We start from the raw sequence: 23723 nt of genomic DNA, 5'->3' as shown, positions 1-23723 counted from the left end.
TTAGGCTGATCGCATGTCGGCCACCCGCTTCACCTATCTCGGTCCCGAAGGCACGTTCACCGAAGCCGCCCTTCGCACCCTCCCCGAAGCCGCGACCCGGGAGCTCGTCCCGATGGTTTCGGTCCCGGCAGCCCTGGACGCCGTGCGCAACGGCGAGGCCGCGGCGGCCCTGGTCCCGATCGAGAACTCGGTGGAGGGCGGGGTCACCTCGACCCTGGACGAGCTGGCGGCCGGCGTACCGCTGATGATCTACCGCGAGGTGCTGCTCCCCATCGCGTTCGCGCTGCTGGTGCGGCCCGGGACCAAGCTGTCGGACGTCAAGACCGTCACCGGGCACCCGGTCGCCCAGCCGCAGGTCCGCAACTGGCTGCGGTCGAACCTGCCCGACGCCCTGTGGGAATCGGCGGCGTCCAATGCCGACGGTGCCCGGCTCGTCCAGGAGGGCCGCTTCGACGCCGCCTTCGCGGGCGAGTTCGCGGCCGCCACCTACGGGCTGGTCCCGCTGGTCACCGAGATCCACGACGCGCAGAACGCGGAGACCCGCTTCGTGCTCGTCGGGCGTCCGGCCCGCCCGGCCGCGCCGACCGGGGCCGACAAGACCTCCGTCGTGCTGTGGATGGGCGACGACCGCCCCGGTGCGCTGCTGGAGCTGCTCCAGGAGTTCGCCGTCCGCGGGGTGAACCTGATGCTGATCCAGTCCCGTCCGACCGGTGCGGGGATCGGCAACTACTGCTTCGCCGTCGACGCCGAGGGCCACATCTCCGACCGCCGGGTCGGGGAGGCCCTCATGGGTCTCAAGCGCACCTGTCCCCAGATCCGGTTCCTAGGCTCCTACCCGCGCGCCGGTGTCGCTCAGGGTGACGTCCAAGCCGCCCGGGCCGGTACCTCCGACGGCGACTTCACCGCGGCCTCGGACTGGCTGACACGTTGCCTCGACGGGCGCCCCTAACGCTCTGTCCACTGTCCACAGAGTTATCCACAGGGTTCGGTGTGAACCTGGGGACAAGTCGACAGAGCAACACGACAAGGTCGACAAATCGGTCGGGCGGCACAGGTTTCGCGCTGACGAGCGGGAGGTGAACGCCGTCACCCCTGTATCACCGATCAACTCTTTGGGGCGAGTCATTCCCACCCGAATGAGTGTGTGAGGGTGGTTTGAACCCTGATTGAGCCCGCTCGCTCCCCAGCCGGGATTGATCTATTCCTGTGTCCACAGATCCGGCGCACAGCCTGTGGATAAGCCGGTCGCCTGGGGAATTCCTGTGGACAAGGAAGCCCCTCCCCTCCTGCTCAGGGGCTGCCCGGCCACCACCGTTCTGCCCCTTTTCAGGGAATGGGGCCGGTTTTATCGGCCCCTGCGGAAGGGCCGCTTCCAGCCTCCCGCCGGAAGTTTTCCATTCGCGGCAATTGGGACAAAGCGACACGCAGCGTGATATCGGTGCGATCCCCTGAACCCCGGCCCGGTAGCCTGGAGGGGTGATTGACCTCCGGCTGCTCCGTGAAGACCCTGACCGTGTCCGCGCCTCGCAGCGCGCCCGTGGAGAGGACGTCGCCCTCGTCGACGCACTCCTCTCCGCCGACGAGCGCCGCAGGTCCTCCGGCATGCGATTCGACGAACTCCGCAACGAGCAGAAGTCGCTCGGCAAGCTCATCCCCAAGGCCTCTCCGGAGGAGCGGGCCGAGCTGCTGAAGAAGGCCGATCAGCTCAAGCAGGACGTCAAGGCCGCCGAGGCCGAGCAGAACGAAGCGGACGAAGCCGCCAAGCAGCTGCTCCTGCGACTCGGCAACGTCGTCCACACGGACGTGCCCGTCGGCGGCGAGGAGGACTTCGTCGTCCTGGAGACGCACGGCACCATCCGCGACTTCGGCGCCGAGGGCTTCGAGCCCAAGGACCACCTGGAGCTCGGCGAGTCCCTGGGCGCCATCGACGTCGAGCGCGGCGCCAAGGTCTCCGGCTCGCGCTTCTACTACCTCACCGGCATCGGCGCCCTGCTGGAGCTCGCGCTCGTCAACGCGGCCATCGCACAGGCCACCGAGGCCGGCTTCACCCCGATGCTCACCCCCGCGCTGGTCCGTCCGCGCGCCATGGAGGGCACCGGATTCCTCGGCCAGGCCGCGGAGAACGTGTACCACCTGGAGAACGACGACCTCTACCTGGTCGGCACCTCCGAGGTCCCGCTCGCCGCGTACCACATGGACGAGATCATCGACGCGGACAAGCTGCCGCTGCGCTACGCCGGTTTCTCCCCGTGCTTCCGCCGCGAGGCCGGCACGTACGGCAAGGACACCCGCGGCATCTTCCGCGTCCACCAGTTCGACAAGGTCGAGATGTTCTCGTACGTCGCGCCGGAGGAGGCCGAGGCCGAGCACCAGCGCCTCCTGGACTGGGAGAAGCAGTGGCTGACCAGCCTGGAGCTGCCGTTCCAGGTCATCGACGTCGCCACCGGCGACCTGGGCGCCTCCGCCTCCCGCAAGTTCGACTGCGAGGCGTGGATCCCCACCCAGGGCAAGTACCGCGAGCTGACCTCCGCCTCGAACTGTGACGGTTTCCAGGCGCGCCGCCTGTCGATCCGCTACCGCGACGGCAAGAAGACCGCTCCGCTGTCCACCCTGAACGGAACGCTGTGCGCGGTCCCGCGCACGATCGTCGCGATCCTGGAGAACCACCAGCAGGCCGACGGCACGGTCCGGGTTCCCCCGGTGCTCCGGCCCTACCTGGGCGGTCGGGAAGTCCTGGAGCCGATCACCAAGTGAGCACGGCCCCGTTCCCGTACAAGCTCGTCGCGACCGACCTCGACGGGACGCTGCTCCGCGGCGACGACACCGTCTCGGAGCGCACCCGTGAGGCGCTCCTCGCGGCCACCGCCGCGGGCGCAGCGCACATCATCGTCACCGGCCGCGCCGTGCCGTGGACCCGCCACGTCCTCGACGACCTCGGCTACCAGGGCATCGCCGTCTGCGGACAGGGCGCTCAGGTCTACGACGCGGGCGCGCACCGGCTGCTGACCTCGGTGACCCTCGACCGGAAGCTGGCCGCGCTGGCGCTGGAGAAGATCGAGGCCGAGGTCGGTCCGCTGGCGATCGCCGCCAGCCGGGACGGAGTCGAGGGCGAGGTGCTCTTCGGCCCCGGCTACCAGGTCCAGGAGGGCCTTCCCGCGCTCTACCTGGAGGACACCGCCGAGGTCTGGTCGGCTCCGCTGAACAAGCTGTACATCCAGCACCCCGAGCTGGACGAGGACGCCCTCGTCCAGGTGGCCCGGGAGACCGTGGGCAGCCTGGTCGGCATCGTCATGGCCGGTCCCGGTGTCGTGGAGATCCTGCCACTGGGACTGAGCAAGGCCACCGGCCTCTCGCTGGCCGCGCGCCGGCTGGGGGTGAAGGCGGCCGAGACGATCGCCTTCGGCGACATGCCCAACGACATACCGATGTTCGGCTGGGCCGCGCACGGCGTGGCGATGGCCAACGCGCACGCGGAGCTCAAGGCGGTGGCGGACGAGGTCACCACCTCCAACGAGGAGGACGGCATCGCCGTGGTCCTGGAGCGTCTGCTGGGCGCCGCGTAACGGGGCGGAAGACGAACGGAAGGTCCGGAACGGCCCGCGCCGCGAGGCGCGCTCGAAGTGGCTGTTCCGGACCTTCTTGTTTCTCCCCGCACGGCTCACTCTGCCCCCGCCGCACGCCTCGTACCAGTGAATTTCCCTGCGTCAGCCGGGAATCCGGTGCCGGTTCGGGTGCCGGGTCAGGGGCCAGGCGAGGAGGCCGACACCGAGTGCGATGGCATGGCCGAAGTCGGTGAAGGTGCCGTCGCTGAGGAGCGGGAGTCCGAAGAAGGCCAGGACCCCGGCCAGGTAGAGCCAGCGCCAGGGGCCGGGCAGGCGGTACGTCAGCACCCCGATGGCGCTCGCGAGTCCGTAGCTGACGCCGATGTCGACGACGTGGACCATGCTGCGCGGGGCGCGGTGGTCCTGGATGGCCATCAGGACCAGCTTCTGGCTGATCAGCGTGGCCGTGATGTGGCCGGTCGCGATGATGAAGAGCCAGCGCAGGGTGCCGAGCCAGCGCTCGACATTGGCCTGGAAGATCTCGAAGAGGACGAAGTAGAGCGGGAGCGAGGCCGGATCCTCGATCCAGAACGCGCTGCTGAGCAGCGCCCGTATGGGATGCCGGGCGAGCTCGTGGATGTTGCTGCTGTTGCGGCGGAGCAGGACGTGTTCGAGATGATCGGGCACGATCACGACCACGATGCTGGTGACCACGATGATCAGCAGCCAGATGTGGGTGCCGGGCGCGGAGCGTATCCAGGACCGCACTGGCCTGGACGGCTCGGGCTCGGTGTACTCGATCATGCACCGATGATCTCGCGCAAAGCTGTGCCCCGCCTGGCCGGTGGGCCGGGCGGGGCACTGTTTCACGTGAAACATCCGGGGCCGTCGCCCCTGGGACGCCGGTGCGGACGTCCTACTCCTCGCCCGCCAGGGTCAGGCGGCGGAGCTTCTGGCCGGCGTAGAAGGTGGCGCCGACGGTGACCGCGACGAGCAGGATCACCGCGGTGGGCAGCCCGACGGTGGCGTCCACGTACCCCTCGCCCGCGACCTTCTGGGCGAGGGCCAGCGACCACTGCTGGACGCTGAGGGTCTTCGCACCGTCGACGAGGCTGCCGAAGAGCGACTCCCAGATCAGGGCGTAGACCAGGCCGAAGACGACCGCGTGCCGGCTGACGGTGCCCAGCAGCAGGAACAGCGCGCTGTAGGCGACCGAGGCGACGAGGGCGGCGACGGTGTAGGCGACGGCGATCTGCTGCCCGTTGCCGTTGAGGATGAAGCCGGCGATCAGGGTGGGGATCGCGGAGAAGACCATGGTGACGGCGATCGCGACGGTCAGCTTCGTGAGGATGATCGTCGGGCGCTTCACCGGCTTCGAGAGCAGGTAGACGATCGAGCCGTCGTCGATCTCCGGGCCGATGGCGCCGGTGCCGGCGATGACGCCGATCAGCGGGACCATCGTGGCCAGGGCGAAGCCGCCGAGGAGATCTGCGGCGACCTTGTCGTCGAGGCCCGCGAAGGCGCGCACGGCGATGGAGATGGCGATGAGCAGGACGGGCAGCGCGCAGAGGATCAGCGCGCGGCGGCGGCCGAGCAGGGCCCGGTAGGTGAGCCGGGCGACGGTGGGGTTGTACATGGGTGCCAGCTCCTTCAGGCCGCGACGAGGTAGGAGAAGACCGACTCGAGGGACTCGTCGGAAGGCGAGACCGTCAGCAGCCGGATGCCGTGCTCGCGGGCGACCCGCGGCAGCAGCTGGGTGAAGCGCCCGAAGTCGACGGCCTGGATGCGCAGGGCGCCTTCCTTGAGGTCCACCTCGATCCCGGCGGTGGACGGGTCGGCGATCAGGGCCGCGGCGAGGGCCCGGTCGTCGGAGGAGCGGACGAGGTAGCGGTGCGGGCGGTCCGTCATCAGGCGGCGGATCTTGCGGAAGTCGCCGGAGGCGGCGTGCCGGCCGGCGACGACCACCTCGATGTGGGAGGCGAGCTGTTCGACCTCCTCCAGGATGTGCGAGGAGAACAGCACGGTGCGGCCGGCGTCGCCCATCCGCCGCAGCAGCTCCATGAGCTGCATGCGCTGGCGCGGGTCCATGCCGTTGAACGGCTCGTCGAGCAGCAACACGGACGGGTCGTGGACCAGGGCGGAGGCCATCTTCACGCGCTGGCGCATGCCCTTGGAGTACGTGGAGATCTTGCGGTCCTGCGCGTACTCCATCTCGACCGTGGCCAGGGCCCGCTGGGCGGCCGCCTCGTCGAGGCCGTGGAGTTCGGCGTTGGCGACGACGAACTCCTTGCCGGTGAGGAAGTCGTACATGGCCTCGCGCTCGGGCACGACGCCGATCTGCTTGTAGACCTGCTCGTTCTGCCAGATCGGGGTGCCGTCGAGGGTGACGGTGCCCGTGGAGGGGGCGAGGAAGCCGCCCATCATGTTGATGAGGGTGGACTTGCCGGCGCCGTTGGGGCCGAGCAGACCGGTGACTCCGGGACCGATGCGCATGGTCACGTCGTTGACGGCGACGACGTTCCCGAACCAGCGGGAGGTGTGGTCGATGTCGATGATGCTCACAGCCCGGCCTTCCGGTAGCGGGCCATCAGGGCGGCGTAGGAGCCGGCGATGAGGCCGAGGATGACGAGCAGGTAGACGAAGCCGACGGCGCCCGAGGGGCCCTCGCTGCCGGGGAAGCCCGAGTCGGCGCCGAGGAAGGCGGTCTGCAGGCCGTCGATGAGGCTCATCGGGGAGAACAGGCCCAGCCACTCGATGCCACCGGTCGAGCCGGTCTCGTAGGCGATGGCCTGGACGGCGGACACGGCGCCGTAGGGGATCAGGAGCACGGCGATGATGGCGGCGACGCCGAAGCCGCGGCGCGGGGTGAGCGCGGCCATGACCAGGCCGAGGCCGGAGAAGAGCAGCGACAGCAGCAGTACCGACACCAGTGCCTGTCCGAATCCCTTGGTCTGGTCGGCGAAGTCGAACTTCGCCAGGAGCGAGCCGATCCACATGATCAGCAGCGGGGCCGCCGTGAGGATGAACAGGGCCGAGGCCATGGCCGCGAACTTGGCCACGACGTAGTCGACCCGCTCGATGGGCCGCGAGAAGTAGAGCGGCACCGTCTTGAAGCGCAGGTCCCGCGAGACGGACTGCGGTGCCTGCGAAGCGAGGTAGAGGTAGACGATCACCTGGGTGGTCATCGCGTACGTCGTGTACTTGATCGGCAGGGAGGTGGAGCCGGGCACGGTGATCGCGACCGCGACGAGGATCAGCGCGGGGACGCACATCACCGCGAAGAGCAGCATCGGCAGCACCTTGGACTTGGCCGAGCGGCCGAGTCCGTAGGCGCCGCGCAGGGACTGCGCGAAGAGCGACTTGCGGGCGTAGGAGCGGCCGAGCCGGGGGCCGTCGTAGGACCGGTAGCCGATGTTGTGGATCTGGGTCGAGGTGTCAGGCGCCATCGGAACCGGCTCCCTTCTGCTGGGTGGCGGCCCAGGCGGCGGCCTGGGCGGACTGTGCTGCGGACTGCTCGGCGCGGGCGGCGGCCGCGTCGCTGTCGCGGAAGACCTCGGCGATGTGGTGGCGGCGCTGTTCCATGCGGACCAGCCCGATGCCGAGATCGGCCACCGTGTCGCGGACGGTGTCGTACGTGGCCTCGCCGGTGGCCTCGACGAGGAGGATGTGGCCGGCTCCGGGCAGGCCCTCCTCCTCGCCCGCGTGCAGGGTCAGTCCCGCCTCGGCGAGCGCCTTGCGCAGGGCGGCGGTGCCGTCCGGGTGGTCGTCGGAGTCGGTGACCTCGACCGCGAGGGTCGTGGTGGTCTGGGTGAAGTCGCTGGTGGAGCTGGAGCGCAGCAGCTTGCCGCCGTCGACGACCACGACGTGGTCGCAGGTCCGCTCCAGCTCGCCGAGGAGGTGGGAGGTGACGAGGACCGAGATGCCGAAGTCGGTGTAGACGCGGCGGATCAGGCCCAGCATCTCGTCGCGGCCGACCGGGTCGAGGCCGTTGGTGGGCTCGTCGAGGAGCACCAGTTGCGGGTCGTGGACCAGCGCCTGGGCGAGTTTGACGCGCTGCTTCATGCCCGTGGAGTAGCCGCCGATGGGGCGGTAGCGCTCCTCGTACAGCCCCACGTGGCGCAGAGTGTCCGCGGTGCGCTCACGGGCGGCGGTCGGCGGGAGCCCGGACATGCGCGCCATGTGCACGACGAACTCGGTGGCCGAGACGTCGGGGGGCAGGCAGTCGTGTTCGGGCATGTAGCCGACGCGCTCGCGGATCGCGCTGCCATGGGTGGCTACGTCGAGTCCGAGCACGGCGGCGGTGCCCTCAGTGGCGGGGGACAGTCCCAGCAGGATCTTGATCAGCGTGGACTTGCCGGCTCCGTTGGCGCCCACGAGCCCGGTAACTCCGGGTCCGATGTCCAAGGAGAGCCGGTCGAGGGCGGTCACTCGGGGGTACCGCTTGCTCAGGCTTTCGGTCGCGATGACAGTCACGTGAACGACGTTAGTGGCGTGCCGGGCCGGGATCGTCAGACCTGGAGCTCGATCCTTTCTCCGCCTTCAGGACTACGGACCCCGACATAAGGCTGACGTAGGGCTGATGCGTACCGGACAAGTTTGTCCACAGGTCCGTGCACGGGCCTTGACGTGACCTCCGGTCATTGTCACATTCATCAGTGTCAAGTTACGGGCGCGTACGGCTACATGGACGGACGGCTGGCATGGCTGGGGACACCAGGCAACGCACGATGCGACGCACCACGGAGCTCTCCGCCGAGCTGCGCGGGTTCAAGGAAGTGCAGCGCCTCTCCTACGAGTGCGCGGAGGCCGTCGCGGCGCAGCTGCGCCCCGGCGTGACCGAGCGCGAAGCCGCGCGGATGCAGCGCGACTGGCTGCGCGAGCGCGGGGTGCGGGACTGGTTCCACATGCCGTTCGCGTGGTTCGGAGACCGGACCGCCTTCACCGGCTTCAAGATCCCCCTGCAGTTCTTCCCGACGAACCGGGCCCTGGAGCCGGGGATGCCGTTCATCCTCGACATGGCCCCGGTCTACAAGGGCCACACCGCGGACATCGGGTACTCGGGCAGCCTCGGCCTCAATCCGGTGCAGGACCGGCTGATGTCGGATCTGCAGGCGCACCGCACGCTGATCCTCGACCAGGTCCGCGAGCGCCGCTCCCTTCGCGACATCTACGAGGAGGTGGAGCGGCTGATGATCGGCCAGGGGTACACCAACCGGCACCGGGCCTACCCCTTCGGCGTCATCGCGCACAAGATAGACCGGGTCAAGGAGCGGAGCTGGGCACCGACCGCGTTCGGTTTCGGCACCCAGGCCCTGAAGGGGCTGGCCTCCGACGCGCTGCGCGGCCACCGCGAGGGCTGGTCCCCGCTGTGGAGCCCGTACCGCTTCTCCGACCATCCGCCCCAGCCCGGCCTGTGGGCGGTGGAGCCGCACCTGGGTTTCCGGGGCACCGGCGCGAAGTTCGAGGAGATCCTGGTCGTCACCGACTCCCGGGACCCCGAGGAGAGCGCGTACTGGCTGGACGACGATCTGCCGCACGTGCGGCGCTGGGCTGAGGAGAAGGCGGCATGAGCGCAATGACGGACGCGGGCCTGGCGGGCGGGCGCGAACGCTGGGTGAGCACCGGCGGGATCGAGCTGTGCGTCGTCGAACTCGGCGACGTACAGCGGCCGACGGTCGTCCTGGTGCACGGGTACCCGGACAGCAAGGAGGTCTGGTCGCAGGTCGCCGAGCAGCTGGCCTCCCATTTCCACGTCGTGCTCTACGACGTGCGCGGACACGGGCGCTCCACCGCCCCGCAGCCGCTGCGCGGCGGGTTCACCCTGGAGAAGCTGACCGACGACTTCCTCGCGGTCGTGGACGCGGTCAGCCCGGACCGCCCGGTGCACCTGGTCGGCCACGACTGGGGCTCCGTCCAGGGCTGGGAGTTCGCGACGGTCGCCCGGACCGAGGGCCGGATCGCCTCCTTCACCTCGATGTCGGGGCCCTCCCTGGACCACTTCGGGCACTGGATCAAGAAGCGGATGGCCCGGCCCACCCCGCGCCGGACGGCCCAGCTGCTGAACCAGGGCGCCAAGTCCTGGTACGTGTACATGCTGCACACCCCCGTGCTGCCGGAGCTCGCCTGGCGCGGACCGCTCGGCAAGCGCTGGCCGAAGATGCTGGAGCGGATGGAGCAGGTCCCGGCCGGGGACTACCCGACGGCCTCCCTGCCCTCCGACGCCGCGCACGGCGCCTGGCTCTACCGGGACAACGTCCGGCCCCGGATGCGCCGGCCGCGCGCCGACGCGTACGCCCACGTACCGGTGCAGCTGATCACCCCCACCGGGGACGCCTTCCTCTCCGAGCGGCTCTACGACGATCTGGAGCTGTGGGCCCCGGACCTGGTGCGGCGCACCCTGCCGGCCAAGCACTGGGTGCCGCGGACCCGGCCCGACCAGCTGGCCGCGTGGATCACCGAGTTCGTCACCTCCCGGGAGGAGCCCGCCACGCGGGCGCCCGGGCAGAAGGCCCCCGGCAGGTACGCGGACCGCTTCGGGGGGCAGCTGGTCCTGGTCACCGGAGCCGCCAGCGGCATCGGCCGGGCCACCGCCTTCGCGTTCGCCGAGGCCGGCGCCCGTGTGGTGTGCGTGGACCGGGACGCCGACGGAGCCGCCCGCACCGCCGACATGGCGCGCCTGGTCGGTGCGCCGCAGGCCTGGGGCGAGTGCGTCGACGTCAGCGACGAGCAGGCCATGGAGAAGCTCGCCGAGAAGGTCGCCACCGAGTACGGGATCGTGGACGTCCTGGTCAACAACGCCGGGGTCGGCCTGTCGGGCCCGTTCCTGGACACGACCGCCGAGGACTGGAAGAAGGTCCTCGACGTCAACCTGTGGGGCGTCATCCACGGCTGCCGGCTCTTCGGGAAGCAGATGGCCGAGCGCGGCCAGGGCGGGCACATCGTCAACACCGCCTCCGCCGCCGCCTATCTGCCGTCCAAGACGCTGCCCGCCTACAGCACGTCCAAGGCGGCGGTGCTGATGCTCAGCGAGTGCCTGCGGGCCGAGCTGGCGTCGAAGTCGATCGGGGTGTCGGCGATATGCCCCGGCATCGTCAACACCAACATCACCGCCACCTCCCGTTTCGCCGGAGTGGACGAGGCCGAGGAGAAGCGGCGCCAGCAGAAGTCCTCGCGCCTCTACGGGCTGCGCAACTTCCCCCCGGAGAAGGTCGCCGACGCGATCCTGCTCGCGGTCGTGAAGAACCAGGCCGTGGTCCCGGTGACCCCCGAGTCCAAGGGCGCCCTGTGGATGTCCCGGTTCGCTCCGGGAACGCTGCGGCGGTTCGCGAAGCTGGAGCCCAAGCTGTGAGCGGGGCGGTCGCGGGCAGGGCCGCCCGGTACGCGATCGCACCGCGCCGGGTGGCCTTCGACTGGAAGACCACCCCGCTGCACTGGATACCGGACGAGCCCACCGCCACCCACGTCGTCAACGTGCTGCACCTGCTGCTGCCGGCGGGCGAGCGGTGGTTCGTGAAGGTCTTCAAGGAGGGCCTTCCCCTGGTCACGGACCCGAAGCTGCGCAGCGACGTGAAGGGGTTCATGGGCCAGGAGGCCACGCGCAGCGTGCAGCACTCCTACGTCCTGGACCACCTCGCCGAACAGCGGCTGCCCACCGAGGCGTACACGAAGTACGTGGACTTCCTCTTCGAGAAGCTGCTGGGGGAGACCCCGCCCTTCGGGGCCCCGATCACCGCGCAGGAGTGGCTGCGCTTCCGGCTCTCGCTGGTCGCCGCGATCGAGCAGTTCACGGCGGTCCTCGGGGACTGGGTGCTCGGCGCCGAGGGACTGGACGCGGCCGGGGCGGACGAGATCATGCTCGACCTGCTGCGCTGGCACGGCGCGGAGGAGGTGGAGCACCGCTCCGTCGCCTTCGACATGTACCAGCACTGCGGCGGCGCGGGCCCGCCCCGCTACGTCCGCCGCATCGGGGGCATGGCCGTGGTCGCGCCGGTCCTGGGCTGGCTGTGGATCGCCGGGGCCTCGTACCTGCTGCGCAACGATCCCGAACTGCGCGGACGCACCCGCTATTCGCTGCGCGAGCACAACCGGGCCGTGGCCAAGGGGCTGCTGCCCACTTGGAGAGAGCTCGGCATGGCCATACCCCGCTACCTGCGGCGGTCGTACCATCCCTCGCAGGAGGGCTCGCTGCGCAGGGCGGTCGAGTACCTCGCGGCTTCACCTGCCGCCCGGTCAGCTGCGGGCGCGGTCGGCCGAGCCGCCATGTCGTAGGGAGCCGGGATTGTCCGAGCAGGCAGTAGCCGAGTACCGGATCGAGGATCTGGCGCACCACAGCGGTGCGACCGTCCGGACGATCCGGGCGTACCAGGACCGGGGTCTGCTGCCGAAGCCGGAGCGGCGAGGCCGTTCCAATGTCTACCGGGACACGCATCTGGCGCGGCTGCGCCAGATCGCCGACCTGCTGGACCGCGGGTACACCCTGGCCTCCATCAAGGAACTGCTGGAGGCCTGGGACGCGGGACGCGGGCTCGGCGGAGTGCTCGGGCTGGTGGCCGAGGTGCACGGGCCGTGGACGGACGAGGAAGCGGCCCGGATAAGCCGGGACGAGCTGAACGAACGGTTCGGCGGCAAGCCGGACGACGAAGCGGTCGGCGAGGCCTGCGAACTGGGCGTGCTGGAGCGGATCCCGGGGCGCCCGGACCAGTTCCTCGTACCGTCTCCGCAGGAGCTGTCCGTGGCGGCCGAGCTGTACGCCGCCGGGGTCCCGCTGCCCGCGATCACCGGTCATCTGCGGGAGTTGCGCGGCCAGGTGGAGCTGATCGCCTCGCGCTTCCTGGAGTTCACCACGGAGCACGTCTTCGCCCGGTACCTGGGGGCCGTACCTCCGACGGACTCCGACGCGGCCGAGGCGGCGACGATGGTACGAAGGCTGCGGCCGCTGGCCCAGCAGACGGTGGACGCGGAGCTGGCGCGGGCGATGCAGCTCTTCGCGACCCGGCACCTGCAACGGCACCTCGGGGCCGTCGGGACCCCTCAGCCGTCCGGGCCGGCCCCGGTGGCGCTGCCCGCGGAAACCGTGCGGGCGGTGCAGGAGCTGGTGGGGCCCGACCATGTGGCGGAGTTCGTCCGGGCCGCCACGGAACGGGAGTTGCAGGCTCGGACGATGAACGATCTGGCCACCCGCGGCGGCCGGTAGTGCTCGCTCAGTAGTCCACAGGCCGGATCACGCTTTTGCCGCCGAAACCGGCGCAAAGGGCTGTGGACAACTCAGGCCGACCTGTGGGGAACCCGTCCCGAAGGGTCAGCCGACGGCCTGGTAGGCCGGTCCGGGCGTGGTGGTTTCGGCCACCGGGCTGATAGTGGCGGTGAGGGTGGCCGGGCCTGCGGTGGCGGTGACGGGGGTGGCGGTGGTGGTGGCCGTGGTGGTGGCCGGGCCGGTGGCGTCCGTCGCCCCGGCCGTTTCGGCGGCTGCCCGGCGGGTGTTCCCGTAGAGGATGGCCGCGAGGACCAGGCCGAGGATCCCGCCGACGAGCTGGGCGGCGACGAACCCCGGCAGCGACTGCGGGGCGATGCCGGTGAAGGAGTCGCTGAAGCTGCGCCCGATGGTGCCGGCCGGGTTCGCGAAGGACCCGGAGGAGGTGAACCAGATCGCGGCGGCGATGTAGGCGGCGACCGCGGCCGGGATCAGCTTCGCCCGGCCGATGCGGCCGAGCCCCTGGATCACCAGGACCAGTCCGGCGGTGGCCACCACCTCGCCGACGAGCAGGTGTCCGCCGTCGCGGACCTGGGTGGAGAAGGCTCCGGGGAGGCGGCCGAACATCGCTTCCGCGAGGACGGCGCCGGCTATCGCGCCGGCGGTCTGGGCCGCGACGTAGACGAGGGCCTCCCGGCCTTCGAGCCCTTCGCCGCCGGTGCGCCGCCCCCACCAGGCCGTGAGGGTGACGACCGGGTTGAGGTGGGCGCCCGAGAGCGGCCCGAAGAGAGTGATGATCAGCCCGAGCCCGATGGCCGAGGCGAGCGAGTTGGCGACCAGGGCCACCCCCGTATCGGAGGTGAGTGCTGCGGCCTGGATTCCGGATCCGATGACGACCACGAGGAGGGCGGCGGTGCCGACGAGCTCGGCGGTCGCACGCCGTGACAGAGACGCACTATTTGTCATACTTTTCTTCCCCTTGAGTGGCAGTTCAGCGGAAAATCTATTCCGTATCTTGGAAACGCGATAGGGGGAGTCCAGGTTCGAGAGAGCGGCGAAAAATCGCTGCGCCGGACCCTGCCGAGCCGTCACGCTGGGCGAATGGATGACAAGCGCACCGTCAAGGTGTCCAAATACGTCTCGAAACACCTCCGCCATCAGCCGGAACGCATCGGACTGGTGCTCGATCCGCACGGCTGGGTGGAGATCGACGATCTTCTGAATGCCACGGCCGCCCACGGCTTCCCCATCAGCCGGGCCGAGCTCGACCACGTGGTCGCCGCCAACGACAAGCAGCGGTTCGCCGTCGACGGCAGCCGGATCCGCGCCAGCCAGGGGCACACCGTCCCCGTGGACCTGAACCTGCCGGAGGCCGAACCGCCCGCGTACCTCTACCACGGCACCGTCGCGCCCGCCCTGGACGCGATCCGCGCCGAGGGACTGCGCCCGATGGCCCGCCACCACGTCCACCTCTCCCCGGACCGGGAGACCGCGACCCGCGTCGGCGCACGGCGCGGCCGGCCGGTCGTCCTCGCCGTGGACGCGGGGGCGATGCGCGCCGCGGGGCACGTGTTTCGGATCAGCGCCAATGGGGTGTGGCTGGCGGACTCCGTGCCGCCGCAATTCCTGCGGTTCCAATAAACCGGGGACCACCAGGAGAAGCCCCGGAGAAGCCCCCTAGAAGCCCCGGAGGCCCAGGAATTCACGGAGGGATTGTCAGATCATCCCCCTACTCTGTTCCTCACTCCGGGATCTGTGAGGGGGGTACCTCGCGGTCGCCGAACAACCCGTACCAGCGCGCGAGGTGACGCTCCATGACCCCCGAAGACCCCCATCCGAACACCTTCCAGGTCGATCTCCGCGGTCTGGTCGACCTGCTCTCCCACCACCTCTACTCCAGCCCCCGCGTATACGTCCGCGAGCTCCTCCAGAACGCCGTCGACGCCGTCACCGCCCGCCATGCCCTGGACCCGGAAGCCGAGATCCGCATCCGCCTGTCGGCGACGGGCAACCGGGTGACCATCGAGGACAGCGGCATCGGCCTGACCGCCGACGAGGCCCACTCCCTCCTCGCCACCATCGGACGCAGCTCCAAGCGCGGCGGCCCGCACGGCCTGGAGACCACCCGGCAGGAGTTCCTCGGCCAGTTCGGCATCGGGCTGCTCGCCTGCTTCGTCGTCGCCCGCGAGATCCGCGTGGTCACCCGCTCCGCCCGTGATCCGCTGGCGGCGCCCGTCGAATGGCTGGCCACGGACGACGGCTCGTACACCGTCCGCGAACTGCCCGCCGATGCCCGCCTGGAGCCCGGAACCACCGTCGTCCTGGAGGCCCGGCCCGGCGCCGAGGAGTGGACCGTCCCCGCCAGGGTCGAGCAGCTGGCCCGCGACTACGGCTCCCTGCTGCCCTACGACATCACCTTCGACGACGGCTCCGCCGCCGGACCCCGCCCGGTCACCGACCGGCCCGCCGTCTGGGACCGGCCCTTCCCCACCCCCGCGGCCCGCCGCGTCGCGCTCGCCGGGCACTGCGCGCAGCTCTTCGGTTTCACCCCGCTCGACAGCATCGACCTGGACCTTCCCGTGGCCGGAGTGCGCGGGGTCGCGTACGTCCTGCCCGAGCCGACCAGTCCCGCCCACCGGTCCGGACACCGGGTCCACCTCAAGGGCATGCTGCTGACCGACAAGGCCGACAACCTGCTGCCCGACTGGGCCTTCTTCGTCCGCGCCGTCCTCGACACCGACACCCTGCGGCCCACCGCCTCCCGCGAGAACCTGTACGACGACGAAACCCTGGCCGCCGTGCGCGAGGCCCTCGGCGCCCGCGTCCGCGCCTGGCTCGCCGAGCTCGCCACCAGCGAACCCGAGCGGCTGGCCGCCTTCCTGGGCGTGCACCACCTCGGAGTGAAGTCGCTCGCCCGGCACGACGCCGAGCTGCTCGCGCTGATGCTGCCCTGGCTGCCGTTCGAGACCAGCGACGGTTCGATGAACCTGGAGGAGTTCGCCGCCGCGCACACCGAGATCCACTTCACCCGGACCGTGGAGGAGTTCCGCCAGATCGCCCCGATCGCGGCGGCCCACGGCCTCGGAGTCGTCAACGCCGGCTACACCTACGACGCCGACCTGCTGGCCCTGCTGCCGTCCGTACGGCCGGAACTCAAGGTCACCGAGCTCGACGCGGGAGCCGTCACCGAACGCCTCGATCCGGTACCGACCTCCGCCGAACTCGCGCTGGCCCCCTTCCTGGCCACCGCCCGCACCCGGCTGGAACCCCAGAGCTGCGACGTCGTCCTGCGCGCCTTCCAGCCCGCCGCCGTCCCCGCGCTCTACCTCGACGACCGCCAGGCCCGGCAGGAGCGCGACCGCACCGCCGCCCTCGAGACCGCCGACTCGCTGTGGAGCGGCATCCTCGGTTCGCTGCGCGGCTCCGCCCCGCGCGCCCGCCTCGTGCTCAACCACAACAACCCGCTCATCCGCCGGATCGCCGCCCTCCCCGACGAGGCCCTGACCGCCACGGCCGTCGAATCGCTGTACGGCCAGGCCCTGCTGAGGTCGCAGCGGCCCCTGCGGGCGGCCGACACCACCCTGCTCAACCGGGCCTTCCTAGGGCTCCTGGAATGGGCGACCCATCCCGTCGGCAGCACGGGCAGCACGGGCAGCACGGACGACAACGACGGCAACGACACCCAGGGGGAGCAGAAGTGAGCACGATGACGCGCGAGGAGATCGAGCGCGGACTGGCCGAGAACCGCCAGGCCCCGGGCGGGGCCGCGCGCAACGCGCACGCCGAGGCCCTGTCCGCCGCCGCCGAAGCGACCGGGGACCGCCCGCTGTTCCGTGCGGCACTGGACAATCTGATCAACGCCTACCTCTACAGCTCCGAGTCGCCGAAGATGCTCGTGCCCTTCGCGCGGCTGCTCCAGGAGTACGACAAGGACCCCGGCGCCTTCGACGAGTGGGACGCCCACTCGCTGTTCTGGCAGTTCAAGTGGATCGCGAGCGCCATCGGCCACTCGCCCGAGATCCCGCTGGAGTCGGCCGCCGGCTGGCTGGACGAGATGGAGCGCCGCTACCGGATCGCCGGCTACAGCGAGCGTCCCGTGCGCGAGGCCGAGCTGTGGCTCGCCGACGCGACCGGCGACGACGAGCGGGCCGGACGCGCGTACTCGCGCTGGCAGGCCGCCGACCGCGATGACATGAGCGATTGCCACGCCTGCGAACTCAACAGCCAGGGCCAGTACGCCATGCTGCGCGGTGACGACGCCGAGGCCCTGGAGGTCTGGCAGCCGGTGCTGTCCGGCGAGCAGACCTGCGCGGAGGAGCCCCACCGGATCCTGGCCACCTCGCTGTTGCCGCTGGTGCGGCTCGGCCGGTTCGACGAGGCCCGCTCGGCCCATCTGCGCGGCTACCGGCTGGCCCGGGACAAGGAGAGCCTGCTGCCCTCGGTGGGACGGCACATCGAGTTCTGCGCGCTCACCGGGAACGAGTCCCGGGGCCTGGAGATCCTGGCCGAGCACGCGGTGCACGTGGCCCCGCTCGCCAACCTCTCCGACCAGCTCGCCTTCCACGGCGGCATCCTCGTCCTGCTGCGCCGGCTGACGGAACTGGGCCACGGACAGAGCACCGCCGTCCCCTACGAGGGCAGCCCGCGCACCGTGTCCGAGCTGTACGAGGCCCTGCGCTCGGGCACGCTCGACATCACCCGGCGGTTCGACGCCCGCAACGGCTCCACCCGGTTCTCGGAGCGGTTCCTCGCGCGGATCGGTGCGGCCCCGCTGACCGCGGTCCTGCCGCTGGGCGTACGAAGCTCCGCGCTCGCGGCGCTCCCGCAGCCGGGCCCCGCGCCGCTGCCCAAGGCGGCGCCGGCGCCGGCCGGGGGCTTCGCGGAACTCGTGGAACTCGTGGAACGGGCCCGCGAGGCACGCGACCTCGGGCACCCCGGTTCGGACGCCCTCTGGGAGCAGGTGGCCCTGCACCCCGAAGCGGCGGCCGGATCCGATCCGCTGACCGCCGCCGATGTGGCGGACCACCGGGCCCTGACGGCCGCGCGGGCCGGCTCCGCGGACGCCGTGGACCGGCTGACCGGCGTACGCGAGCGCTACCGGGAGCTGGGGAACGCGGAGCGGGCCGCCCTGTCCGAGCTGCGGCTGGCGACCGTGGCCGCGCAGTCGGGCACCGAGCCGGGGGAGCTGCGCGCGCTGCTGGCCGTCGCCCTGCGCGCCGCCGAGGCGCTGGACGCGGACGAGCCGCTGCGCACCCGGCGGATCGCCCTCGCGGAACTGACCGGGATCCGGGTGGAGTCGTACCTGCGCTCGGTCGAGGCCACCGAGGACCCCGGACACGGGCACGGCGACGGGCACGACCACGGCGCCGGCCACGGGCATGACCACGGCCAGGAGCACGGGCAGGGGCACGGCGAGCTGGCCGCCGAACTCGCCGCCTTCGCCGATGCCTACGCCGCGGCCCTGCCCGACGTGGTGGCGGAGGCCGAGGAGATGCTGGGCCGGCTCGCCCTCTCGCAGGGCGACCCGGAACGTGCCGTGGCCCTGCTCGCCGACTCCGCCGAGCGTTCGGTGGCCGCCGGGCGGCCGTGGCTCGCCGTGGACCCGCTCGTGCTGCGGGCCGGAGTGCTCGTATCGCTGGACCGCACGGAGGAGGCGGAGGAGTCGGCCCGAGCCGGTCTGGCCCATGCCGCCGAGGTGACCGACACCGAGGCGCAGGGCGTCGTACGGCTCACCCTCGCCGACATCCTGCTGGGGCGCGGCGAGGCCGACGCGGAGGCCGCGCGGCTCGCCCTGGAGGCGGCGCACTGGTTCGACCAGGCGGGGCTCAGTGCCGACGGCGGGGCACAGGCACGGCTGCTGCTCGCCCGGTGCCACGCCCGCGAGGGCCACACCGCCGAGGCGGCCGAGGTGCTGCAGTCGACGCTGCCGGACCTGCTGGAGCACGGTGCGGGCCAGGCCGTGTCCGTACGGGAGTTCCTGGGCGACCTGCTGCGCGAACTGCACGACCCCCGGGGCGCGGCCGAGCAGTACCTGCTGGCGGCGGAGCTCGCCGAGGACTGGGAGGACCCGCGTCCGCAGGCCAACTTCGCCCAGGCCGCCGCCGATCAGCTCTCCGAGGCGCGGCTGGTGCCGGAGGCGGTCGCCGCGTACGAGCGGGCTCTCGAACTGCGCAGGCGGTCGAAGGACGCACCGGTCGCCGAGGTACGGATCCTGCGGTCGCTGGCCTGGCTGGGGCTGCGCGACGAGGTCACCGACGCGGCGGTGGCGCGGGCCCGGGCCCGGATGGACGAGGCGGCCGCAGTGCTGACCGCCGCGCTGGCGGACGCCCCCGATGACCGCGAAGCACGGGCCGAGCTGGCCGAGACCTGGAACCAGCTCGCCCAGGTCCTCGACCGCCGGGTCCGCGCCGACGAGGAGGCGCACGAGGAAGACGAGCAGGAAGAAGGGGGCCGGGGCTCGGGGGCCGCGGAACCGCTGGGCGCGGCGGAGCTGGAGGCGCTGCGGCTGGAGGAGATCCGGCTCTGGGAACGGGCCGCGGCCCTCCATGCGGAGCTCGGCCCGGACCATCTGCAGGCCCGGTTCCAGTGCGTGAACAACGCCGCCTGGACCGAGCACGAGCTGGGCCGCCCCGAAGCCGGCGCCGCCCGGGTCTCGGCACTGGCGGACGAGGTGCGCACGCTGCCCGAGGGCGTGGCCCCGGAGTGGCTCCTGGAAAGCGCCGAACGGACAACGGAGCACCTGCTGCGCACCTCGTCCTGAGGCGGCACGCTGCCGTCCCCCCGGAAGCCCGGGGAGACGGCAGCGGTCCAGCTCGGGTCCGCTCCGGTCCGGTCCGGTACGGTCCGCTCCGGTCCGCTCGGCTCAGCTCAGCTGGGCGAGCGCCTCGGTGGCGATCTGCTCGAAGACGCCCTGGTCGGCGGTGAAGTCGGAGTCGGGGATCGGCCAGTGGATCACGAGCTCGGTGAAGCCGAGCTCCTGGTGGCGGCCCGCGAAGTCGACGAAGGCCGCCACCGACTCCAGCGGTCGCCCCCGGTCCGGGGTGAAGCCCGTGAGCAGGATCTTGTCCAGCTCGGCCACGTCCCGGCCGCTCTCCGCACACGCCTTGCCGAGCTTCTCGACCTGGCCGCGCAGGGCCTGTACCGACTGCTCCGGGGTGCCCTCGTCGAAGATCTTCGGGTCACCGGTCGTGACCCATGCCTGCCCGTACCGCGCGGCGAGCTTCAGGCCGCGCGGGCCGGTCGCGGCGACGGCGAAGGGCAGCCGGGGCCGCTGGACGCACCCGGGAATGTTGAAGGCCTCCTCCGCCGAGTAGAACGTGCCCCGCTGCGAGACGGAGTCCTCGGTGAGCAGCCGGTCGAGCAGCGGCAGGAACTCCCCGAACCGGTCGGCGCGCTCCTTGGGGGTCCACGGCTGCCCCTGCCCGAGAACGGTGGCGTCGAACCCGTTGCCGCCGGCGCCGATGCCGAGCGTGATCCGCCCGCCCGAGATGTCGTCGAGGGAGATCAGTTCCTTGGCGAGCGTCACCGGGTGACGGAAGTTCGGCGAGGTGACGAGCGTCCCGAGGCGCAGCCGCTCGGTCGCCGTCGCGGCGGCCGTGAGCGTCGGCAGAGCGCCGAACCAGGGCCCGTTCCGGAAGGTCCGCCAGGACAGGTGGTCGTAGGTGTAGGCCGCGTGGAACCCCAGCTCCTCGGCCCGCTGCCAGCGTTCGCGGCCCCCTTCGTGCCACCGGTGGACAGGAAGGATCACGGTGCTCAGGCGAAGAGTCATGACCAGAGCCTACGACCGCCACCCCGGACGGCGTCATGTCCCGCGCTGGGCCTTGGCTCGCCACAGGGCGAGGAGGACGGCGGAGTAGGGGTGGGCCGGAGTCGTGGTGGGGGTGGTGTGGGCCAGGGCGTCGGCCGCGTCGGCCAGGACCTTGCCCACCAGGACGGGTTCGCGCTCCGGGTGGTGGGTGCTCGCCCGTTCGCACTCCGCGCACAGGACCCTCGCCAGGCTCACGACCCATCTGGCGCGCGGGCCACCACAGGCGTGGCAGCCGCCGCGGGTGTCGTCGTAGTGCGACGCGCGGGATGAAGGGATGAGCACGTCGCCCCCGTGTGATGTCGTCCGAACCGGCACCGGGCCGGCGGCGCGAACGGCAGCGCAACCGGCGAGGAGATCCTTCCACCACGCACTGACAACCATGTGGCGATGTTTCACGTGAAACATCGGCGGCCTCCGGCATGGGCGAAGATGGAGCCGTGACCTCGGCTCCCCAGCGCCCGGACGGGCCAACCCCCGCGACCCGGCTCATCGCCACCGACCTCGACGGCACCCTGCTGCGCGACGACAAATCCGTCTCGGAGCGCACCGTCGCCGCACTCGCCGCAGCCGAGGAGGCCGGCATCGCGGTGTTCTTCGTGACCGGGCGCCCGGCCCGCTGGATGGGGGTGGTCAGCGACCACGTCCAGGGCCACGGCCTGGCCATCTGCGCGAACGGCGCCGCCGTCGTCGATCTGCATGCCATCGACCGGCACGCCGACGAAGGGCACGCGACCGGCCTACAGCCCTCCGGCCGGGAGTTCGTGCAGGTCAGGCCGCTTCCCCGGATCACCGCGCTCAAGGTGGTGGAGGCCTTGCGGGCCGCCGCCCCCGGCACTTCCTTCGCCGTCGAGCTGACCACCGGCATCAACTACGAACCGCAGTACCCGCCGTTCTTCCAGGACCCGGGCGCCAATGTGGCCACCGCAGAGACCCTGCTGTACGAGGCCACGGACGACGATTCGGCGCCGGTGCTCAAGGTCCTCGCGCACCACTCCGAGCTGGCCCCGGACGAGTTCCTGGCCCTGGCCCGCTCCGCCGCCGGTGCGTACGCCTCGATCACCCGCTCCAGCCCGACGTCCCTGCTGGAGATCAGCGGTCCGGGGGTCTCCAAGGCGAGCACCCTGGCGCTGTGCTGCGAGGAGCGCGGCATCTCGCCGGCCGAGGTGGTCGCCTTCGGCGACATGCCGAACGACGTGGAGATGCTCGGCTGGGCCGGCACCTCGTACGCGATGGGCAATGCCCATCCGGATGTGATCGCGGCCGCCTCGGGCCGTACGGTCGCCAACAACGAGGACGGCGTCGCCCTGGTCATCGAGCGCATCCTGGCCGAACGGACCGCCCGCACCGAGGCGTAGCCACGCGGCACGCCTACGAAGCGCGGCTACGAGGCGCGGCTACGAGGCGCGGCTACGAGGCGTGGCTACGAGGCGTGGCTAGAGCGGGGCCTCCCACACCAGGGTGGTCCCGCCGCCGTCCTCACCGAGGCCGGGGCCGTACGAGCTGGAGCCGCCGAGCGATTCGGCCCGCCGGCGCAGGTTCCGCAGCCCGCTGCGCCGCCCGCCCTCCGGGATGCCCACCCCGTCGTCGGACACTTCCAGCCGGACCCCGGGCCGCCCGTCGGGCAGGCTGACCGTGGAATCCAGTACCACTTCGATCCGGGACGCCTCGGAGTGCCGGAACGCGTTCGACAGCGCCTCGCGCAGTGCCGCGATCAGGTTCTTGCCGACGAGCTCGCCCACGACCGCGTCGATCGGTCCGAGGAAGCGGTGCGCGGGCTTGAAGCCCAGCGGCACGGCAGCCATGTTGATCTCCCGCAGCACCCGCGTGCGCAGGCCCGAGGGGGCCTCCGCGGGTCCCTGCTGGAGCGCGAAGATCGCGGTGCGGATCTCCTGGATCGTCACGTCGAGCTCGTCCACGGCCTTGCCGACGCCCTCGCGGACCTCCGGGACGATGGAGCGGCGCTGGGCGCCCTCCAGCATCATCCCGGTGGCGAAGAGCCGCTGGATGACCAGGTCGTGCAGGTCGCGGGCGATCCGGTCGCGGTCTTCGAACACCGCGAGGCGCTCCCGGTCCCGCTGCGCCTCCGCCATCATCAGTGCCAGCGCCGCCTGCGAGGCGAACTGCGTGGCCAGGGTCCGCTCCGCCTCGGTGAACGGCCGCTTTCCGCGCGCCCGCGGTGTGACGAGGGCCCCCAGCACCCGGCCCCCACTCTGCAGCGGAAGCATCATGCAGGCCCCGTACTGGCTGGTCAGGCGGCTGATCATGCGCGGGTCGGAGGCGGCGTCGTCCACGAAGACCGGCTCGCCCTCCAGCAGCCTGGCCACCACCGGGCTCTCGGCGGGGATGACGATGCCGAGCGAGGTCGCCGGGTTCTCCGCGGAGACGGCGACGATCTCCATGCCGCCCTCCTCGGCCGGCAGCATCACGATCCCGGCGGCCGAATCGGCGAGCCTGCGGGCCTGTTCGGCGACGACGGCGAGCGCGTCGTCCGCGTCCCCGCCCGACAGCAGGGCCGTGGTGACGGCCACCGAGCCGTCGATCCAGCGCTCGCGCTGGGTGGCGGCCTCGTAGAGCCGGGCGTTGCCGATGGCGATGCCCGCCTCGGTGGCCAGCACCCGGACCATGTGGACGTCGTAGTCGTTGAAGGCGCCCCCGCCGTTCTTCTCCGCGAGGTAGAGGTTCCCGAAGATCTCTCCCTGGACCCGGATCGGAACCCCGAGGAAGGTCTTCATCGGCGGGTGATGGGCGGGGAAGCCCGCGGAGCGCGGGTCCTTGGTCAGGTCGGCGAGCTGCACCGTGTCGGGGTGCGAGATGAGCGCGCCGAGCAGGCCGCGCTTCCCGTCGGGGCGGTGCCCGATCTTCTTCGCCACCGCGTCGCTGATCCCGAAGGTCACGAAGTCCGAGAGCCCCCGGCCCTCGGTGTCGACCACGCCGATGGCGGCGTAGCGGGCGTCCGCGAGCTCGGCGGCCGTCTCGCAGATCCGGTCCAGCGTGGAGTGCAGTTCAAGGCCGGTGCCGACCGACCGCATGGCCTCCAGCAACTGCGGTACCCGGGCCGTGAGCTCGGTGGACAGCCCCTGCAGACTCCGGGTGGCGGCGGTCGCGGCCTCCAGCGGGTCGGGCGATTCCGGTGAGGACTCCGGCGGGTACTCGGGTGATTCCTGGGACTCCTGCGCTGACATAC

Annotated in this window: 20 protein-coding genes; 11 read left to right on the top strand and 9 right to left on the bottom strand. The window is 71.4% G+C overall.

Going from position 1 to position 23723, the window contains the following annotated elements:
- Positions 1-13: 13 nt before the first annotated feature.
- The 3 genes from pheA (at position 14) to ACFWNV_RS03975 (ending at position 3563) form a co-directional block, all read left to right on the top strand.
- Positions 14-949, top strand: a complete 936-nt coding sequence (gene pheA / locus ACFWNV_RS03985) for a prephenate dehydratase (RefSeq protein ID WP_383940088.1) — start codon at positions 14-16, stop codon at positions 947-949.
- Between the two features lie 527 nt (positions 950-1476).
- Positions 1477-2754, top strand: coding sequence for a serine--tRNA ligase (gene serS / locus ACFWNV_RS03980; protein ID WP_383940085.1), 1278 nt, complete (start codon positions 1477-1479; stop codon positions 2752-2754).
- Complete coding sequence (locus ACFWNV_RS03975; protein ID WP_383940083.1) at positions 2751-3563, top strand: HAD family hydrolase; 813 nt, start codon at positions 2751-2753, stop codon at positions 3561-3563. The genes serS and ACFWNV_RS03975 overlap by 4 nt, the downstream gene beginning before the upstream one ends.
- Before the next feature lie 141 nt (positions 3564-3704).
- Here the strand turns inward: ACFWNV_RS03975 and ACFWNV_RS03970 are convergent, their stop codons facing one another.
- From ACFWNV_RS03970 to ACFWNV_RS03950, 5 genes are all read right to left on the bottom strand, one after another.
- Positions 3705-4346 (bottom strand): rhomboid-like protein, encoded by a 642-nt coding sequence (locus ACFWNV_RS03970; protein ID WP_383940080.1) that lies wholly within the window; start codon positions 4344-4346, stop codon positions 3705-3707.
- Positions 4347-4458: 112 nt separating this feature from the next.
- The gene (locus ACFWNV_RS03965) at positions 4459-5178 is read right to left on the bottom strand and encodes an ABC transporter permease (RefSeq protein ID WP_383940077.1); all 720 of its coding nucleotides are present in this window, start codon (positions 5176-5178) and stop codon (positions 4459-4461) included.
- Between the two features lie 14 nt (positions 5179-5192).
- A complete protein-coding gene (locus ACFWNV_RS03960) occupies positions 5193-6104 on the bottom strand; it encodes an ABC transporter ATP-binding protein (RefSeq protein WP_383940073.1) in 912 nt (303 codons plus the stop codon).
- A complete protein-coding gene (locus tag ACFWNV_RS03955) occupies positions 6101-6988 on the bottom strand; it encodes an ABC transporter permease subunit (RefSeq protein WP_383940070.1) in 888 nt (295 codons plus the stop codon). Before ACFWNV_RS03955 ends, ACFWNV_RS03960 begins: the two co-directional genes overlap by 4 nt.
- Positions 6978-8015 carry an ABC transporter ATP-binding protein gene (locus ACFWNV_RS03950; protein WP_383940068.1) on the bottom strand — a complete coding sequence of 346 codons (1038 nt, stop codon included), beginning with the start codon at positions 8013-8015 and terminating at the stop codon, positions 6978-6980. Before ACFWNV_RS03950 ends, ACFWNV_RS03955 begins: the two co-directional genes overlap by 11 nt.
- Before the next feature lie 254 nt (positions 8016-8269).
- On the opposite strand from ACFWNV_RS03950, the gene ACFWNV_RS03945 reads away from it, so the two are divergent.
- Genes ACFWNV_RS03945 through ACFWNV_RS03930 form a run of 4 tightly spaced genes read left to right on the top strand, consistent with a single transcriptional unit; the run spans position 8270 to position 12735 of the window.
- Positions 8270-9112, top strand: a complete 843-nt coding sequence (locus tag ACFWNV_RS03945) for a M24 family metallopeptidase (protein ID WP_383940065.1) — start codon at positions 8270-8272, stop codon at positions 9110-9112.
- A 5-nt stretch (positions 9113-9117) separates the two neighbouring features.
- Positions 9118-10890, top strand: coding sequence for an SDR family oxidoreductase (locus tag ACFWNV_RS03940; RefSeq protein WP_383940120.1), 1773 nt, complete (start codon positions 9118-9120; stop codon positions 10888-10890).
- Entirely contained in the window at positions 10887-11810 is a 924-nt protein-coding gene (locus tag ACFWNV_RS03935; protein ID WP_383940062.1) for a metal-dependent hydrolase, read from the top strand. Before ACFWNV_RS03940 ends, ACFWNV_RS03935 begins: the two co-directional genes overlap by 4 nt.
- A gap of 10 nt (positions 11811-11820) precedes the next feature.
- Complete coding sequence (locus tag ACFWNV_RS03930; RefSeq protein ID WP_383940061.1) at positions 11821-12735, top strand: MerR family transcriptional regulator; 915 nt, start codon at positions 11821-11823, stop codon at positions 12733-12735.
- A gap of 105 nt (positions 12736-12840) precedes the next feature.
- Here ACFWNV_RS03930 and ACFWNV_RS03925 read toward each other — a convergent pair whose 3' ends face one another.
- Positions 12841-13698 (bottom strand): aquaporin, encoded by an 858-nt coding sequence (locus tag ACFWNV_RS03925; RefSeq protein WP_383940058.1) that lies wholly within the window; start codon positions 13696-13698, stop codon positions 12841-12843.
- 135 nt (positions 13699-13833) lie between these two features.
- Here ACFWNV_RS03925 and ACFWNV_RS03920 point away from each other — a divergent pair, with 135 nt between their 5' ends.
- The 3 genes from ACFWNV_RS03920 (at position 13834) to ACFWNV_RS03910 (ending at position 19492) form a co-directional block, all read left to right on the top strand.
- On the top strand, positions 13834-14373 hold the full coding sequence (locus tag ACFWNV_RS03920; protein WP_383940055.1) for an RNA 2'-phosphotransferase: 540 nt from the start codon (positions 13834-13836) through the stop codon (positions 14371-14373).
- Between the two features lie 173 nt (positions 14374-14546).
- Entirely contained in the window at positions 14547-16433 is a 1887-nt protein-coding gene (locus ACFWNV_RS03915; RefSeq protein ID WP_383940052.1) for an HSP90 family protein, read from the top strand.
- Positions 16430-19492 (top strand): tetratricopeptide repeat protein, encoded by a 3063-nt coding sequence (locus ACFWNV_RS03910; protein WP_383940049.1) that lies wholly within the window; start codon positions 16430-16432, stop codon positions 19490-19492. The genes ACFWNV_RS03915 and ACFWNV_RS03910 overlap by 4 nt, the downstream gene beginning before the upstream one ends.
- 102 nt (positions 19493-19594) lie before the next feature.
- Here ACFWNV_RS03910 and ACFWNV_RS03905 read toward each other — a convergent pair whose 3' ends face one another.
- The gene (locus tag ACFWNV_RS03905) at positions 19595-20500 is read right to left on the bottom strand and encodes an LLM class flavin-dependent oxidoreductase (protein WP_383940046.1); all 906 of its coding nucleotides are present in this window, start codon (positions 20498-20500) and stop codon (positions 19595-19597) included.
- A gap of 33 nt (positions 20501-20533) precedes the next feature.
- The gene (locus ACFWNV_RS03900) at positions 20534-20821 is read right to left on the bottom strand and encodes a hypothetical protein (RefSeq protein ID WP_383940042.1); all 288 of its coding nucleotides are present in this window, start codon (positions 20819-20821) and stop codon (positions 20534-20536) included.
- A 137-nt stretch (positions 20822-20958) separates the two neighbouring features.
- On the opposite strand from ACFWNV_RS03900, the gene ACFWNV_RS03895 reads away from it, so the two are divergent.
- Positions 20959-21894, top strand: coding sequence for an HAD hydrolase family protein (locus ACFWNV_RS03895; protein ID WP_383940039.1), 936 nt, complete (start codon positions 20959-20961; stop codon positions 21892-21894).
- 78 nt (positions 21895-21972) lie between these two features.
- On the opposite strand, the gene ACFWNV_RS03890 is transcribed toward ACFWNV_RS03895, so the two are convergent.
- Positions 21973-23721 carry a GAF domain-containing sensor histidine kinase gene (locus ACFWNV_RS03890; RefSeq protein ID WP_383940036.1) on the bottom strand — a complete coding sequence of 583 codons (1749 nt, stop codon included), beginning with the start codon at positions 23719-23721 and terminating at the stop codon, positions 21973-21975.
- Positions 23722-23723: the final 2 nt, after the last annotated feature.

The organism is Streptomyces sp. NPDC058401 (genome assembly GCF_042722885.1).
Classification (GTDB): domain Bacteria; phylum Actinomycetota; class Actinomycetes; order Streptomycetales; family Streptomycetaceae; genus Streptomyces.
The sequence above is the reverse complement of the archived record's forward strand: the minus strand, read 5'-3'. Positions and strand labels throughout refer to the sequence as shown.